Origin of the sequence: Comamonas faecalis, from assembly GCF_039538025.1 — a bacterium.
In the GTDB taxonomy this organism is placed as follows: domain Bacteria; phylum Pseudomonadota; class Gammaproteobacteria; order Burkholderiales; family Burkholderiaceae_C; genus Comamonas_C; species Comamonas_C faecalis.
Genome location: NZ_BAABBP010000026.1, coordinates 21908 through 37265 on the forward strand (window position 1 = coordinate 21908; position 15358 = coordinate 37265).

The window sequence follows — 15358 nt, forward strand, 5'->3', positions numbered from 1 at the left end:
TCATGAGCGACGAGGGCGCAGAACCACGCCATCCGCAGGCGCTGCTCGACCAGGTCGCGGCGCTGCCCGCGCTGCCGGGCGTGTACCGCTACTTTGACGCACAAGGCCAGCTCTTGTACGTGGGCAAGGCACGCAATTTAAAGAAGCGCGTCTCCAGCTACTTCACCAAGCAGCACGGCGGCACGCGCATCGGCCACATGGTCGGCAAGATCGTGAGTCTGGAGACGACGGTGGTGCGCTCCGAGGCCGAGGCGCTGCTGCTGGAAAACAACCTGATCAAGACGCTGCACCCCAAGTACAACATCCTGTTTCGGGACGACAAGAGCTACCCCTACCTGAAGATCACCGGCGTGGCGGCGAAGGACGGCACGGGCGACGCGCCCGGCCAGCGTTTCCCGCGCATCACCTATTACCGCGGCGCGGTGGATCGCAAAAACCGCTTTTTCGGGCCGTACCCCAACGCCTGGGCGGTCAAGGAGACCATCGAGCTGCTGCAGAAGGTCTTTCGCCTGCGCACCTGCGAGGACACGGTCTACGCCCACCGCACCCGCCCCTGCCTGCTCTACCAGATCAAGCGCTGTACCGCGCCCTGCGTGGGCTACATCTCGGCCAAGGACTACGCCGCCGACGTGCGCGGCGCCGAGGCGCTCTTGCGCGGCGAGACGCAGCAGCTGATCGAGCAGTTGCAGGCGCGCATGCTGGTGCACTCCGAGCGGCTGGAGTACGAGCAGGCGGCCGAGGTGCGCAACCAGCTGCAGGCGCTATCGCGCGTGCTGCACCAGCAGGCCATCGAGAGCGTGTCGGACAAGGACGTGGACATCCTCGCGGTGCGCGTGCAGGGCGGGCGCGCCTGCGTCAACCTGGCCATGGTGCGCGGCGGGCGCCACCTGGGCGACCGCGCCTACTTTCCCAGCCACGTCGAAGAGGCGGTTGGCGTCTTTCACGCCGAGGAGGGCGCGCGCGCCGATGGCGCAGCGGGCAGCATCGAGGCGCAGGTGCTGCGCGCCTTCATCGCCCAGCACTACCTGGACGTGGCGGTGCCGCCGACGCTGATCACCAGCGAGCCGGTCGACGAATTGCTGCTGGACGCGCTGATGGAGCAAAGCGGCACGCGCGTCACCGCGGTGCACCAGCCGCGCGAGCAGCGCCGCGCCTGGCTGGAGATGGCGCAGCACAACGCGCAGATCCAGCTGGCGCGCCTGCTGGCCGAGGAGGGCTCGCAGCAGGCGCGCACGCGCGCGCTGGCCGAGGCGCTGGGGCTGGACGCCGAGCGCCTGGACGAGCTGGTCGTCGAGTGCTTCGACATCTCGCACACCGCGGGCGAGGCGACGCAGGCGTCGTGCGTCGTGTTCCATCACCACAAGATGCAGCACGGCGACTACCGCCGCTTCAAGATCGAGGGCATTACCGGCGGCGACGACTACGCCGCGATGCGCCAGGTGCTCAAGCGCCGCTATCTGCCCGTCGCCCAGGCGCAGCAAGAGGCCGGCGGCGCCGAGGTGACCGACCGGCGCGCGCGCCTGCCCGACCTGGTGCTGGTCGACGGCGGGCGCGGCCAGGTCAGCATGGCGCGCGAAGTGTTCACCGAACTGGGCCTGGACATTTCGCGCATCGTCGGCGTCGAGAAGGGCGAGGGGCGCAAGGTGGGGCTGGAGGAGCTGGTCTTTGCCGACGGGCGCGAGAAGGTCTACCTGGGCCACGACTCGGCCGCGCTGATGCTGGTCGCGCAGATCCGCGACGAGGCGCACCGCTTTGCGATCACCGGCATGCGTGCCGCGCGTGCGCGCGTGCGCACCGGCGCCAGCCGCCTGGAGGACATTCCCGGCATCGGCCCCAAGCGCCGCGCGCGCCTGCTGCAGCGCTTTGGCGGCGTGCGCGGCGTGCAGGACGCGAGCGTCGAAGACCTGGCGACCGTGGACGGCATCTCCCACCAGCTGGCCGAGGAAATCTACCGCGCGCTGCGCTGACCGCGGCGTCCACGCGCCGCGGCGATGCGACGCAAGCCCATGTCACAATCGCTCTCCATGTTCTGGACCATCCCCACCCTCATGACCTGGGCGCGCATCGCCGCGATTCCGCTGATCGTCGGGGTGTTCTACCTGCCGCTGGAGCCGGCCACGCGCAACCTGGTCGCGGCCGTGATGTTCTGCGTCTTTGCCGCCACCGACTGGCTTGACGGCTTTCTGGCGCGGCGGCTGAATCAGACATCGGCGTTCGGCGCCTTCCTCGACCCGGTGGCCGACAAATTCCTCGTCTGCGCGTCTCTGCTGGTGCTGGTGCACCTGCAGCGCGTCGACGTCTTTGTCTCGCTCATCATCATCGGGCGCGAGATCGCGATCAGCGCGCTGCGCGAGTGGATGGCGCAAATCGGCGCGAGCAAGAGCGTGGCGGTACACATGCTGGGCAAGGTCAAGACCACGGTGCAGATGCTGGCCATTCCGTTCCTGCTGTTCGATGGCCATCTGCCCGGCGGCATCGACACCGGCGTGTGGGGCACCTGGTTGATCTGGGCCGCAGCCATCCTGACCGTCTGGTCGATGGTGTATTACCTGCGCCGCGCCCTGCCCGAAATCCGCGCGCGCATCGGCCCGCAAGGGCGCTGACGCACCGCAGCCGCGCGAGAGGGCAAACCGACGATAGAATCTGCGTTTTGCCGTGCTCTTGGGGCATGTCTTGTTGACACTGCATGGCGTGCTGGCTCTAATCTCGCAAGGCAGTCAGTGGGCTGCCTTGCAGCTTTTCCAGCGGGCCCATCAATACAGACACTGGCGCGCCGGCAAGGCCCTGTTTGAACAAACTCCATCCATTGCAGAGGGATCTCTTGTGAACAAGACAGAATTGATTGAACACATCGCGAACGATGCAGACATCTCCAAGGCCGCTGCCGCGCGCGCGCTGGATTCCACGATCGAGGCCGTCAAGAAGACCCTGAAAAAAGGTGGCACCGTCTCGCTGGTAGGCTTTGGCACCTTTGCCGTAGGCAAGCGCGCCGCGCGCACCGGCCGCAATCCCCGCACCGGCGCTACGATTAAAATCAAGGCTGCCAAGGTTCCCAAGTTCCGTCCAGGCAAGGCATTGAAGGATGCCTTGAACTGAGACGCGAGGAAAATCAGTTATGGGGGGTGCTTAGCTCAGTTGGTAGAGCGGCGCCTTTACACGGCGTAGGTCGGCGGTTCGAGACCGTCAGCACCCACCACCCCAGACAAAGGCGAACACCTGTTCGCCTTTTCTTTTGCAGTAGTTGAAAGACCGTTCATGCTCGAATCGATTCGCAAGCACACCAAATGGGTCATGGGTGTGCTGTTTTTGCTCATCATTCCATCGTTTGTTCTGGTGGGCATCGATGCGAACTATTTCTCCGGCAAGAGCGAAGTGGTTGCGCGCGTGGGCCGTACCGACATCACCCGCGACCAGTGGGACAACGTGCACCGCCAGGAGAGCGACCGCATCCGCGCCCAGTCGCCCGGCATCGACGCCAAGCTGCTGGACACGGATCAGGCGCGCTATGCGACGCTCGAGCGCATGGTGCACGACCAGGTGCTGCAGGCTGCGGCGCAAAAAATGCACCTGCTGACCAGCGACGCACGCCTGGCGCGCGAACTGCACGACATTCCGCAGATCGCCGCGCTGCGCCGTGCCGACGGCACGCTGGATGCCGATGCCTACCGCAACCTCGTTGCCGCGCAGGGCATGACTCCCGAGGGCTTCGAGGCGCGCGTGCGCCATGACCTGTCGGTCAACCAGGTCATGGGACGCTTGGTGAATACCGGTTTCAACAGCCCGGCCGAGGCAGACCTGGCCATCGGCGCCTTGCTGCAGCGCCGCGAGATCCAGGTCGCCCGCTTTGAGCCGGCCAGCTACGCAGCCAAGGTCAGCGCCACCGACACCGATCTGCAGCAGTACTACGACGGCCACAAGAATCAGTTCCAGCAGGCCGAGCAGGCCAACGTCGAATACGTCGTGCTCGACCTGGATGCGATCAAGGCCGGCATCACGCTCAACGAAGACGACCTGCGCACCTACTACAAGGAAAACGCCCAGCGCCTGGCCGGCCAGGAAGAGCGCCGCGCCAGCCATATCCTGATTACCGTCGACAAGGATGCGCCGCCAGCCGAGCGCGAGGCCGCCAAGGCCAAGGCCGAGAAGCTGCTGGAGCAGGTGCGCAAAGACCCGTCCAGCTTTGCGCGGGTGGCGCGCGAGGAGTCGCAAGACCCCGGGTCTGCGGTGAACGGCGGCGATCTGGGCTTCTTTGGCCGCGGCGCCATGGTCAAGCCGTTCGAGGATGCGGTCTATGCGCTGAAAAAGGGCGAGATCAGCGACCTGGTCGAGACCGATTTCGGCTACCACATCATTGAGCTGACCGACGTCAAGGCCCCCGCAGTGCCCAGCTTCGAGACCATGCGCCCCGGGCTGGAGGCCGAGCTCAAGCAGCAGCAGGCGCAGCGCAAATTTGCCGAGATGGCCGAATCGTTTGCCAACACGGTGTACGAGCAGCCCGACAACCTGCAGGCCGTGGCCGACAAGTTCAATCTCAAGATCCACACGGCAACTGGCGTCACGCGCCAGCCGCAACTCCAGGCGCAAGGGGTGCTGGCTAACCCGCGTTTTCTGCAAGCACTGTTCCAGCCTGAATCCGTGCAAAGCAAACGCAACACAGAAGCCGTCGAGCTGGACGCCACGACGATGGCCGCCGGCCGCGTGATCGACTACCAGCCGGCGATGACGTTGCCCTTCGACCAATCCAAAGACAAGGCGCGCCAGCTCTACCTGGCAGACCGGTCGGCCCAGCTGGCGCGCGAAGACGGCCAGGCCCAACTGGCCGCCTGGAAGGCCAAGCCCGACAGCGCCAAGGGCCTGGGTGCCAAGCAGTTGGTCTCGCGCGACCAGGCCGACAACCTGCCGCCAGTTCTCGTCGACGCAGTGCTGCAGGCGCCCATCGATCCGCTGCCGGCATGGTTGGGTGTGGATCTTGGGCAGCAGGGCTATGCCGTCGTGCGGCTCGAGCGCATCGCACCGCGTGAAGAGCAAAAGCCCGAGGTGCAGCGCATCGAGCAGCAGCAATACACCCAGGCCTGGATCTCAGCCGAAGCGATGGCGTATTACGAATGGCTCAAGAAGCAGATGGACGTGCAGATCAAGGTGGACAAGCCCACCGCGCTGAGCGCCAACGACGAATAAATCTTCGGGGGGAAGCAAAATTCTCAGGCTATAATGCAGAGCTACGGTGGCTGTAGCTCAGTTGGTAGAGTCCAGGATTGTGATTCCTGTTGTCGTGGGTTCGAGCCCCATCAGCCACCCCAATACAGCAAAGGAAAGCGCGCTACAAAAACAGTAGCGCGCTTTTTTTTTGGTTGCTTTTTTGTGTTCGTACAGACTGTTTACAGACTGCGGTGCGGGGTTTCAGCGTTAATCGACGGCGTTTTTTGGGCTACACGATGCGCGCCCACAAAAAAGCCCCTCCAAAGGGGCGTGCAAGGGCGCATCACGATGTAGGTGACCACCTTGTCACCTGGGAGGAGAAAACCCAGGTGCCCGCCGGCGGTCTTGTGTCGCGGTCAGCCGTCCGCCACACGCGGGAAATATTCAGGCCACCATCGCCTGTGGGCTCCAAACGCCATCGCGCTGCAGGATGGCGGCGATGGCGGCAACCTCGTCCCAATGCGCGCTCAGCGCGTGCAGCGCCTGCAATTGGGCGTAGGCGTGGCCTGGCAAGGTGTTTGCACCAAAACCGGGCGCCAGCATCGTTTCCGCCCGGTGGTGGTCAGTCTGTCGTGGGCGTGCTATTGGGCCGCGCCACGGCAGCTTCGCACGCAGCAGCTCGGCGGCCAGGCCCGCATGAAAAAGCCCTGCAGCCGTTGCTCGAATCTCTCCATCTTCATCTTCAAGCTGGTGCGTGACCTCGGGGTCAATTGGTTCGGGAAAACAGTCGCCGCCATCGGCGTGCAGTTCTACGCGGCGCATGTCCCAGCCGATCCAGCGGGCATAGACCGCATGGCCTGCCTCGTGCCAGGCAACGGCCAGCCGGTCGGCAGGGCCACCACCCCACGGGCAGGGCTTCCACGCCCAAACGCGGCGCAGGTCGGTCAGGTCAGGCGCGCGGTGGGTGTTCACTTGCTGACCTGGCGCTCAAGAAATCGTCAACCTCTTGCATTGCCGCCTGCAGCCATCGGGCGGTATGCGCGTAGCTGTTGGCGGCGGTTGCTTTGTTGGCGATGTTCATGCGTTGACGGTTGGCCTCGGCAACGTCGTATTGCTCTTGCAGGTAGGCGCGATACTCCAACGCCGTGGGTTCTTTCTTGAAAAGCGCCATCACACGCCACCCTTCACGACACCGGTACGGCGCAACCAGGTGCAGCCCAAATCAGCCGTGATGCGGATGGGCAGCACGTCGGATTCAAAGATGTAGTTCAACTGCTCCACGCGAATAGGCGAGCGGCTGCCCTCCAGTTGCAACAGGCCGATCACCGGGCACACGTCGGGCGCTGCCAGCAGGAACCAACGGCCAGCGGGCAGCCCGGCCAGGGCTTGCACCTCGATCCGAACCCCAGATTCATGCACCAGGCGCCGCGCGGGAAATTCAAGATCAGGGGCGACGATCAAATGTCGGGCGCTCAGCCCTGCGGGTTGGCCGCTTGCAGTGGGTTGCGTGCGCAGCAGCTCGATAGCCTTGCCCAGCGCTGCGGCGTCAAGGGCGGCGGCGTGCACGTTCTTGAATTGCGCGTCAAACATGAACTGTCCGTCGCCCATGGTGATGCCCGTTTCCATCGTGTTCGCCAGCATGGCGGCCTCTTGCCTGGCGCTGGTTGCGGCTACGTTCTTGAGGCTGCGCAGGACGTGGGCGAGGTCGCCATTGACAACCAACTGACGCGACACGCCTACGACGCGGCCATAGGTGCGCAGCGCAACATCCGCAGGGCCTGGGGTGCCCGGCAAGATCACGCTTGCGCGCATGCGCTGGAACTCTTGCAGCGGCTCCAACAGGATGGTGTCATCCTCAAGCGCGCGGATGGGCTCGGGGCGGTAAGAGGTCACACCCACAATGTCGCAGAACACGCGATGCTCGGCGGCCTGGGCGAATGTGGCGAGGGTTGCGGGCGCGGCGCCTTGTGCCAGCAGCGCTGCGAAGTCGCTGCTGGCCAGGCCACGGGCAAAGGCGCGTTGCGTGTTGTCGTGCTCGCTCAAAAGCTGGCGCCCCATGAGGTCTACGGCTGCGCGCAGGCTCATGGCTTGCGCCAGCGGATGCATGGCGGCGGGCGGCTCGCCGTAGGCGGCGGCGATCACGTCGGCAACGGCGGCTTGCTGCTCGCGGATTTGCTTGGGGGTGGGGTGTGGCATGGCGTTATTCCAAGTTGGGATAGCGCCATGATGTCGAGCTACCACTGCAGGCGCCACCGTCAAAGTTTCAGTAACTCGTACAGGTGGCGCTGGGTGCTGGGGATGTTGATGCCCGTCAAAAACGCTTGCCGCAATGCATCCTCGGCAGGGCTCAGGGCCACGTCTAACCCGGCCTTGATGCGCGGCCAGGTGCAGGCGCGAAAGCGCGCTATGGCTTGCGCCAGGCGCTGCGCCAGTGTCCAGATAGCCGGGGCGTCGTGCGCCAGGCATTGGGCGGCTTCACGCAAGGCGTTATCCCTTGTGCGAATAGCGGCGTTGCGCTCACGGCGACGCGTGGCCTCGGGGTCGGTGGTGCGCGCCAGCAGCGCGGCCAAAGCCTGCTCGGGTGCGATGGTCTGCCCCGAGGCGATTTGCAGGGTGACTTCAAGCGGGCTCATGTGATGCTCCCCTCTACGTCGGTGGTCAAATCAACCGGCGCAGCGTTGTCAGCCGCCATGCTGTCATGGTCGCTGTCGGCAAGCATCTCATCAACGGCGGCATCCACCAGGCGGGCCGTGGACTTGATCCACTCGTTGCGGGCATCCGCAATCACGGTAAGCACCGCGGTCTTGGCATCGTCGGGCAAGTCGGGGCAGGACTTGGCCAGCACGCCCTCCAGGTGGTCGAAGCGATCCACCACGGCGCTGGAAGCCGTGCCCAGCACATCGGCCAACAGGCCCACCGGGGCAAATTCCCTGCGGGCCACACCGTTCTTGATGGCCTGGCCGATGCGCTGCTCGCGGGCCAGGGCGGCGCGCTCTTGCACCAGGTCGAGGCCCAGCGAATCACCAAGCCGGCCAGCAGCCTGGTCGCGCAGGCGGGCGCAGTAGGCCTGCAGCAGCTCGCCCAAGGTGCCAGACGATGGCAGCTTGCCTTCGGACATCAGGTTGCTGATGGTGGGCTGCGTCACGCCCACCAGCAAGGCCAAAGCCGTCTGCGTTCCTTGCTCGTTCAGGTCAATCACCATGCCATAGCCCCCTTAGTAGGGTTGCGCAACAGCCGGAGAGTGCGGCGCGAATGACCCGCACGGGCAAAGGCCAGGGAGGACCCACGCGCCGTCATGCAGGCTTACCCTCGGCGAGATTGCGGATGCGGGCTCGGATGCGGCGGTCGAGGTAGGTCTGCAGATCGGCGCTGCGGGCGATGGACTGCAGGTCAAGGCGCTGCACGGTGCGGCTGACACGCTCGCCACCCTCAACGCGCGCCAGAATGCGGCGCGCCCACTCGCGACTGCCGGCGACGAGCGCACACCCGCCGCGCCACCCAGCGAAGGGCAGGAAAAACAGGAATTACAGGAATTACCGAAGGTCATCAGCCCCTGTTTGAGTTCTTCCTGTTTTTCCTGTTTTTCCTGGCGTCTTAGCGCTCGCGCATGTAAGGTATTGAATAGAAATAACATTTATTTAATCTCTATAGCAATAAAAGGAATCAATGAAGGAACAGCGCCGGATTGACCAGCCACACGTCCGAAGCTCGGGCGCCTTCGTTCTTTCTTTTGGTGTGCCGTAGGCAATGGCTGCTTTGCAGCCGCTGCAGGGCAGCAATCAAGCGCTCGCGCTTGGTGAATCGGTTGTGCAGCTCCCGGTGCACCTCGGACTGCAGGAACTCCCGCCGCCCGCCGCGCACCGCCCACTGCAAAACGTGGTCAGCATCCCTGTCCACTTCATCTGCTGCCAGCAGCCGGAACGCCTGGCGCGTGTGCGGCACCAGAGCGCGGCACAGACGCACGGCTCCATCCATGCTCATCACACCCACCTCGACCAGCTCAGGCCCGGACTTCACCAGCTCAAACAGCAACGCCACGCGCGCAGCCATGCCCGCCAGCTTGGCGCCCCAGTCGTGCATTGCGGCCAGCACCCGGCCCGGCGCCAATTCGTCCTCCACCCACTGCGCGAAGTCATACCAGACCCCCAAGGCGTCCTCGCCCAGCGGGATCACCTTGGGCGGCAGGTACGGCCCCTGGGTGTCTGGATCACCCAGCAGCGAATCGACACAGCGCCGGTACTCGCCGCGCAGCTCATCGGGTACAGGTGTGTACGCCCGCACGTTGCGCCCGCCCACGAATGGGCCGGGCACGGCAAAGGCAAAGCGCGCCATCAAGCCACTGGCACGAAACCGCGAAGAACCCGCCGCATCGGCCAATAGGTCGGGCTGGATCATCAGACCTAGCGTGACTGCCGCGCGCTCGACAAATGCCTTACGCGAATGGCGCACCACGCGCACCGCCCCGCCGCTAAAGCCTTCCAACAGCACATCCAACGATGGCCCGGCGCGGCCACCGTAGGTGCTTGACAAGGCGCTGAACAACCCACCCTCGGCACACAGCACCGACGCCCGTCCGCACTGCTCATCCAAGGTCATTTGCAGCGCTTCCACCGTCGTGTCACCAGAGAACACCACGGGCGGGAAAAGCTCCTCGGGCATGGATGCATCCAGCTCAGCCATTCGGCGCCGCATTTGCTCCCGCTCTTGCCCGTCGTCGCACTTGCCTATCTGCTCCTTGATGCGCTTCACGGTGGCCTCGATCTCGCCGATCTGCGCCCGCCGGTCGCTGATTGCCCGGCGCATCTTTTGCTGTGCGTCCTTCTCCCATGCCTCGATAGGCGCCGTCAGAGCAGCCACGATGGCCGATTTACGGGAACCGCTCGGCGCTGCGCTCAGACTCCAAAAGCTGGCGCTCTCGGTGTAGCCCTCGTGCACCTGCACCACGTAGCGCCGCTGAACGCAGGTGGCCACGACAGACAGCGCGAACAGCGCAGACATGGTTACCGGCGTTTGCGTTGACCTGGCCAGCGCGCCCACGTAGGCGCCCAGCCAGCCGGGCAGCATATCGGCGGTCAGCTCAGGCGCGACAGCATCGGCCAGCGCGGGCGCAGGCCATTCGGCTTCATCCTTTGATTGGATATCTGGCTTTGTTTGCGTGACGTCCATTGCGTCCCTGTCCTCCAGCGGTGGAAACGCACGCTCAGGTGGGCGGCAGGCCAGGGCTGCGGCAACATCGGCATCTAGCGGCGCCACAAGATCTTGGTAATCGCGCTTCATGCGAACACCTCCGCTATGCGGGCGATGCGGCCAGCGGCCAGCATCAAGCGCTGCAAGTCCACCTGCGTCAGAGTCACGCCGTGGGCGACGTTAGCGGCAGCCACGGCCACCACGTTGGACTCGACGGCCAGCACAGCCAGGGCATCGCGCGCCGGTAGCGGCGTAGGCCTGGCTGGCGCCTGGTTGCCGTCCTCCACCCAGGCGCCCAGCTCCTTGGCAGCAGTGATGAAATCGAGCCCGGCGTGCGCCATGTGATAGGCCAGTACGTCGCCACCTCGCGCACCACAACCGGCCATGCAGACAAAAGCGCCACTGTCCAGGTTCACGCGCATGCTGTCGGCGCCGTCGTGGAAGGCGCAGGCGGTGGTGCGCCACTTGCCCCGGCGCTCGCGGAACGTCAGCCCGGCGCGCTCGGTGTAGTAACCCTGCGGGTCGGGTAGGCGGGTCTTGTCGAAGCTCATATCAGCCCCTCCACCAGCGCCTGCCACATCTCGGGCAGCGTCTGCATCTTCCGCACCAGGCTGGCCATGGCACGCCCAAAGTAGGTCGTATCGCCGGGTGCATATGCCTTGCTCACCAGCACCAGCACGGCCAGGGCGCGATACCAACCGGCTTCGAAGTTCGTCAGGTCGTCGCCAGGCGACAGCGCCTGCGCCAGCTCGTGCGCGGCATCGGTTGCCAGCAGCAGGTCGAAGTCGTCGTCGCTCCATTCGCCTGTTTCGTCGGCGCAGCGCCCGGCGGTTTGCAGCTCGGCAAAGTCGAGCAGCACCAGCGCGCGGCATTGGTCGGCGCAGACTACGGCAGCTTTTTGGTTGGTCTTGCTGGCGTTCATTGCTGACCTCCTTCCACTGCATCGGCGCAGGCCAGCAGATACCCGGCCAGGGCGCGCGCCAGCCCGGGCGCAAGGGTCAGACATGCATAGGTGTCGCCGGTGCTCTGCGCCAGCCGCACGGTGTTCGCAAACTGCGATGCCGATACGGTCAGGGTGCGTCCCTGCCCAAAGTGCTGAAAACAGACAAGCTGGTCGGCGTCGGTGTAGCCCGTGACGAACTCGGGCAATGCCGTGGCCTCGCCCATGGCGCGGGCGGTGATGTTGGTGTTGCTCATGGTTCAGCCCTCCAACGTGTTGGAAGCAGCCAGGCGCTTGATGGCGGTAGCGGCGCGCGTGGCCTTGCCGATGGCGCGCTGCAGCTCGGCGCGGTCTGCCAGGTCGCCATGCGTCAGCAGGTGCAGGGCATGGCGCAGGCCGTTGACGGCGCAGGCGTGTAGGTGAACTGGATCGGTAGCGGGCGCGGTGCGGCCCTTGGTGGTCGGGTTCATCATGGTCTTGGCTCCTTCGGGAGTGACAAGGGCCACCGTTTGCCGTACTACGGGCATAGGGTGGGCGAGATGGTAGTAACACGTCCGAAGCCGTGCGGCCATCCTCGCGGGTAGGCCCATCTCGCCCGAAACCATGGGCTGATGCAGGCGCACCAGTCCCCAAAATTTGGACGTGACAAAAGCCCGCTTGTCGGTGGGGCTTGCAACCGCTTCGGATTTGGCGTTACTACACACCATGCATTTCTGCACGGGCGCAGTGTAGCGCAAGCTGGTCAAGCGCGGAGGCTTGCGGGTAGAATCAGCGTTGTTCGTGTTTTGAATAGCGCCTTTGGAGCCCGCCAGCTCCAGGGCGTTTTTGTTGGGGCTCATTGCACGCCCCCCATACCCAGCAGGCGACGGATGTCGGCCATTGGCCAGGCGAGGCGCCCATGGACGCGCAGGGGCTTGATGGGGCGCCCCGTCATCGCCCATATGCGCAGCGTCTGCGGGCGGCGGCTCAGGTAATAGGCCGCCTGCGCTGTTGGTACGGCGGGGCTTGTGACGCTTTCCAGCGGCGGCCATTGCGGCGTCGTGACTTGCTGGGGCTCGGCAGCAGCGCGGCGGGCTTCGGATGATTGATTAACTACTATTTCCATTGCGCTATATCCCTTTCGGTTGATAGCGCTATGGTCTTTTTTACACGAGAAAACGACTATGCCAGTCGCTTCATGTGGTCTGCATAGCGTGCGGCATAGGTTCGAATTTCTCGTAGTGCAAGGGCCTTGCCGACCTTGACATTGCGCTCAGACGCTGCCAGAGCAAACACCTCGGCAACCCAAGGCGAGATCGGCAGCGGGCGGCGAAGTTCTGCGCCTGCATGGACGGTAAACTCCCGTGCCATCCTCTGCGCGTTGATTCGGTCGGGACGGATGTTGGTGCCGGTGGCGACGTCTTTTTGCAAGTCTGCGACCACGTTCGATACATCGTCGGCTAGCGCCCATAGAGCAGCCAGAAACGACCTCGTTCCGCGGTCTTGCGGTACTGAATCAGCTATCGCAAGTGCATGCTCTAGATGGCCGCGGGCGCGCAGTGCCTGGAACCAGTTCACTGAAAACTGCCCCTCCACGCTCAGGAGCTTGGTTTCCGGGCCTACCAGCGGGGGTGTACGCAAGACAGCCTCGCAATCAATAGACACGCGGGCGGCCTTGTCGGCGCGTTGGATCGCACGCATTAAAGCTACAGCCGCATTACCGATGGCCTCCATATCCTGAGCAACTGAATTGCCAGCGGCGGTTACTTTCCCGGCGGCGTCGCAGTAGGACAGCCCTTGGGCAATGCCTAAGATCAGGCGATAAGCGTCGGTTTGGCCACGGAGATCCCTTGTTTCGTGGCTTTTCCAGCGCGCCGGGATAAGCTCCCAAATATTTTTCAGTTTTTCTTCGCTGAACTGTGCTACTCCGTACCCACTAACGCCGGAGCGCTCACCCTCAAAATTTGGTGCTCGCATTGTGCCCCTCCCGGGCGCTGCTCCCTGTAGCGGGAGCCCCAGCAGGCCAGCGGGAGGCACTGGCTTTCAACCCGGTTTCGAGGCGGGTCTAGCTGGGGCAAAACGGGTCAGGCGTGCTCCAGCCGCACCACGGCACGGCGGCCCACGGCCTGGGCATAGCGTTGCAGACTGCGCAGCGACGGCGCGGCCTTGCCGCCCTCCAGTCGGGCAACGGTGCTTTGCGTGGTGCCCATGCGCTCGGCGACATCGGCTTGCGTCAGTCCGGCCTGGGTGCGCGCGGCAATGAGTTCGCGGGCGACGGTGAACTCGTCGGCCTGGGCGTCGTAGGCGGCGCGGGTGTCGGCGTCTGTCAGCAGTTGCGCCTTGATGGTTTTCAGGTCTTTCATGCCTGGGCCTCCAGTCGTTTCAGTGCGGTTTCAATCGCCTTGCGGGGCGTGGTCTGGGTTTTCTTCACGAACACATGCAGCACCAGCAGGCGGCGGCCATGGATGGCGGCGTACACGGCGCGGGCGATGCCGTCGCGGCCCTGCATCCTCATTTCCCACAGCTTGCTTTCCAGCGGGCGGATATGGGGCAGGCCCACGCGCTGCGGCCCGAATTCCTCCAGCAACTCGGCAATATGCAGAAAGCGCGCCTGCATGTCAGCGGGCAGAGCTTGCAGCTCAGGCTCGGCCTGCGGGTGCAGGGTGACAGTCCATTGATTCATATTATCGCTTTTTTGATATTAAGAGACAACGGCACGCAGCTTGCCCGGTTCGGCCTGGACGTCGAATTGCACCCCGGCCTGTTCCAAAATCCACGCCTCCAGCTTTTCATGGTGCACGCGCAGCAGGTCGAGCGGGCGCACGCGGTAATGCTTTTCAGCGGTGGCGCTGGGCTTGTGGCCTTGAATCTGCGCCACCACGCCAGCGGGCAATTCCAGCCATTCGGACAAGCTGCCAAAGCTGCGGCGCAGGCCATGCAAGGTGACGCTCACGCTAGCCACGGCGCAGGCGTCGGCCAGGCGGCGATGCGGGCGGCTGATGGGCGCGTCGCCTTGCTCGCTGGAAAACACGAAGTCGCCACGGCGGGGCAAGCCAGCAATCAGGTGGTGCATGTAGGGCGTCAAGGGCACTTGTCGGGTGCCATCGCGGCCCCCTTTGCTGGCGTCCTTGTCGCGGATGGTGAGAGCCTTCCACTGGGTGTTTACGTCCTCCCACCGCAGCGCTTGCAGCTCGCCGGGACGTGCGCCAGTCAGCAGCAGCCCCAGCAGGTAGGCGCTAGCGGCGGGGCTTCGCAGCCCTTGCACGGCTTGGAAAAACGTGGGTAGCTGCTCCTTCAGCAGCGCATCATGCTTGGCTTGGGGCTTGCCCAGCGCTTCGCGGGCGCGGCGGTTCTTGGCAGCATTGGCCGTGACAAGGTCGGCATATTCTGGGCGCTCGGTACACCAGTTCAGGAAGGCATTGAACAGGTGCAGGCCAAGGCGGGCGCGTGTCGGGCGGGCGCGGGCTTCTTCCATCGCCCACTGGTGCACGGTTTCCCCCGTCACGTCCAACAAGCGCAGGGGCGCAAAGTGTGCCAGCGGCCCCGGCGTGGTGGTGCCCTTGCCCCGTTTCTTGGGCTCGCCACCCGGGGCCATCATGCCCATGTTGTCGGCCAGGTGCAGCGCGCCCCAGAACGGGCGGCGGGCCTCGATGTACGCGGTCCATGCCTCGCCCACCGTCTGGGCTTCGTGCTGGGCTTGCAGGGCGGCGGCTTCGCGTTCTGCCTGTTCTTGCGCCAGCAGGGCAGCGCGTGCGGCCTCCTCGGCTTCGCGCCTTTCCTGTGCTTCGCGTTCAACTTCGCGCGGGTCAACCCCTTGCGCGGTCATATTGCGCAAGATGCGGGCTTGCGTTTGGGCTTCGCTGATTGATACGGCGGGCCACTCACCCAGCGAACGGGTTATCAGTTTGCCCTTCATGCGGGTTTCAAACTGCCAGAACTTGCCACCGGCAGGCGTGACGCGCAGGCGCAGTCCCTTGGTATCGGCGTCCTTCACCAGCACGAAGCGGTCACCAGCAGGGCAGGCAGCGCGGTCCAGTAGCCCATGCGTCAGGACGTGAGCGTCCCCGTAGTCGATCGATGCTGATTTGCTCGGCCTTGCCATGCTGCCACCTC

At 64.7% G+C, this 15358-nt stretch carries 18 protein-coding genes and 2 tRNA genes; 6 read left to right on the forward strand and 14 right to left on the reverse strand.

Annotated elements, in window-relative coordinates:
* The first annotated feature begins 2 nt into the window (after nucleotides 1–2).
* The 6 genes from uvrC (at nucleotide 3) to ABD767_RS13180 (ending at nucleotide 5300) form a co-directional block, all read left to right on the forward strand.
* Nucleotides 3–1967 carry an excinuclease ABC subunit UvrC gene (gene uvrC, locus ABD767_RS13155; protein ID WP_103045491.1) on the forward strand — a complete coding sequence of 655 codons (1965 nt, stop codon included), beginning with the start codon at nucleotides 3–5 and terminating at the stop codon, nucleotides 1965–1967.
* Between the two features lie 57 nt (nucleotides 1968–2024).
* Nucleotides 2025–2603 carry a CDP-diacylglycerol--glycerol-3-phosphate 3-phosphatidyltransferase gene (gene pgsA, locus ABD767_RS13160; protein WP_103045476.1) on the forward strand — a complete coding sequence of 193 codons (579 nt, stop codon included), beginning with the start codon at nucleotides 2025–2027 and terminating at the stop codon, nucleotides 2601–2603.
* 220 nt (nucleotides 2604–2823) lie between these two features.
* Entirely contained in the window at nucleotides 2824–3096 is a 273-nt protein-coding gene (locus ABD767_RS13165; RefSeq protein ID WP_103045477.1) for an HU family DNA-binding protein, read from the forward strand.
* A 24-nt stretch (nucleotides 3097–3120) separates the two neighbouring features.
* Nucleotides 3121–3196, forward strand: a tRNA-Val gene (locus ABD767_RS13170).
* A gap of 59 nt (nucleotides 3197–3255) precedes the next feature.
* Nucleotides 3256–5178, forward strand: coding sequence for a SurA N-terminal domain-containing protein (locus ABD767_RS13175; protein ID WP_103045478.1), 1923 nt, complete (start codon nucleotides 3256–3258; stop codon nucleotides 5176–5178).
* 46 nt (nucleotides 5179–5224) lie between these two features.
* Nucleotides 5225–5300, forward strand: a tRNA-His gene (locus tag ABD767_RS13180).
* A gap of 283 nt (nucleotides 5301–5583) precedes the next feature.
* Here the strand turns inward: ABD767_RS13180 and ABD767_RS13185 are convergent.
* The 14 genes from ABD767_RS13185 to ABD767_RS13250 all read right to left on the reverse strand — a co-directional run bounded on the left by ABD767_RS13185 (nucleotide 5584) and on the right by ABD767_RS13250 (nucleotide 15347).
* On the reverse strand, nucleotides 5584–6111 hold the full coding sequence (locus tag ABD767_RS13185) for a zinc metalloprotease (protein ID WP_344869776.1): 528 nt from the start codon (nucleotides 6109–6111) through the stop codon (nucleotides 5584–5586).
* Nucleotides 6089–6310, reverse strand: a complete 222-nt coding sequence (locus ABD767_RS13190) for a hypothetical protein (protein ID WP_344869777.1) — start codon at nucleotides 6308–6310, stop codon at nucleotides 6089–6091. Before ABD767_RS13190 ends, ABD767_RS13185 begins: the two co-directional genes overlap by 23 nt.
* Nucleotides 6310–7281 carry a phage major capsid protein gene (locus ABD767_RS13195; RefSeq protein WP_344869778.1) on the reverse strand — a complete coding sequence of 324 codons (972 nt, stop codon included), beginning with the start codon at nucleotides 7279–7281 and terminating at the stop codon, nucleotides 6310–6312. Before ABD767_RS13195 ends, ABD767_RS13190 begins: the two co-directional genes overlap by 1 nt.
* A gap of 113 nt (nucleotides 7282–7394) precedes the next feature.
* Nucleotides 7395–7772, reverse strand: coding sequence for a hypothetical protein (locus tag ABD767_RS13200; protein ID WP_103045482.1), 378 nt, complete (start codon nucleotides 7770–7772; stop codon nucleotides 7395–7397).
* Nucleotides 7769–8341, reverse strand: a complete 573-nt coding sequence (locus ABD767_RS13205; RefSeq protein ID WP_344869779.1) for a hypothetical protein — start codon at nucleotides 8339–8341, stop codon at nucleotides 7769–7771. Before ABD767_RS13205 ends, ABD767_RS13200 begins: the two co-directional genes overlap by 4 nt.
* 461 nt (nucleotides 8342–8802) lie before the next feature.
* Nucleotides 8803–10416, reverse strand: a complete 1614-nt coding sequence (locus ABD767_RS13210; protein ID WP_103045483.1) for a DUF3987 domain-containing protein — start codon at nucleotides 10414–10416, stop codon at nucleotides 8803–8805.
* Nucleotides 10413–10877, reverse strand: coding sequence for a CHC2 zinc finger domain-containing protein (locus ABD767_RS13215; protein WP_103045484.1), 465 nt, complete (start codon nucleotides 10875–10877; stop codon nucleotides 10413–10415). The genes ABD767_RS13210 and ABD767_RS13215 overlap by 4 nt, the downstream gene beginning before the upstream one ends.
* The gene (locus tag ABD767_RS13220; protein ID WP_103045485.1) at nucleotides 10874–11248 is read right to left on the reverse strand and encodes a hypothetical protein; all 375 of its coding nucleotides are present in this window, start codon (nucleotides 11246–11248) and stop codon (nucleotides 10874–10876) included. Before ABD767_RS13220 ends, ABD767_RS13215 begins: the two co-directional genes overlap by 4 nt.
* Complete coding sequence (locus ABD767_RS13225; protein WP_103045486.1) at nucleotides 11245–11523, reverse strand: hypothetical protein; 279 nt, start codon at nucleotides 11521–11523, stop codon at nucleotides 11245–11247. Before ABD767_RS13225 ends, ABD767_RS13220 begins: the two co-directional genes overlap by 4 nt.
* Before the next feature lie 3 nt (nucleotides 11524–11526).
* The gene (locus tag ABD767_RS13230; protein ID WP_344869780.1) at nucleotides 11527–11739 is read right to left on the reverse strand and encodes a hypothetical protein; all 213 of its coding nucleotides are present in this window, start codon (nucleotides 11737–11739) and stop codon (nucleotides 11527–11529) included.
* Between the two features lie 688 nt (nucleotides 11740–12427).
* Complete coding sequence (locus tag ABD767_RS13235; protein WP_344869781.1) at nucleotides 12428–13222, reverse strand: hypothetical protein; 795 nt, start codon at nucleotides 13220–13222, stop codon at nucleotides 12428–12430.
* A 107-nt stretch (nucleotides 13223–13329) separates the two neighbouring features.
* Nucleotides 13330–13608: a helix-turn-helix domain-containing protein gene (locus ABD767_RS13240; RefSeq protein WP_103046355.1), complete on the reverse strand. Its 279-nt coding sequence runs from the start codon at nucleotides 13606–13608 to the stop codon at nucleotides 13330–13332.
* Nucleotides 13605–13928, reverse strand: a complete 324-nt coding sequence (locus ABD767_RS13245) for a type II toxin-antitoxin system RelE/ParE family toxin (protein WP_103046354.1) — start codon at nucleotides 13926–13928, stop codon at nucleotides 13605–13607. The genes ABD767_RS13240 and ABD767_RS13245 overlap by 4 nt, the downstream gene beginning before the upstream one ends.
* 18 nt (nucleotides 13929–13946) lie before the next feature.
* Entirely contained in the window at nucleotides 13947–15347 is a 1401-nt protein-coding gene (locus ABD767_RS13250; protein WP_344869782.1) for a tyrosine-type recombinase/integrase, read from the reverse strand.
* Between the last annotated feature and the right edge of the window lie 11 nt (nucleotides 15348–15358).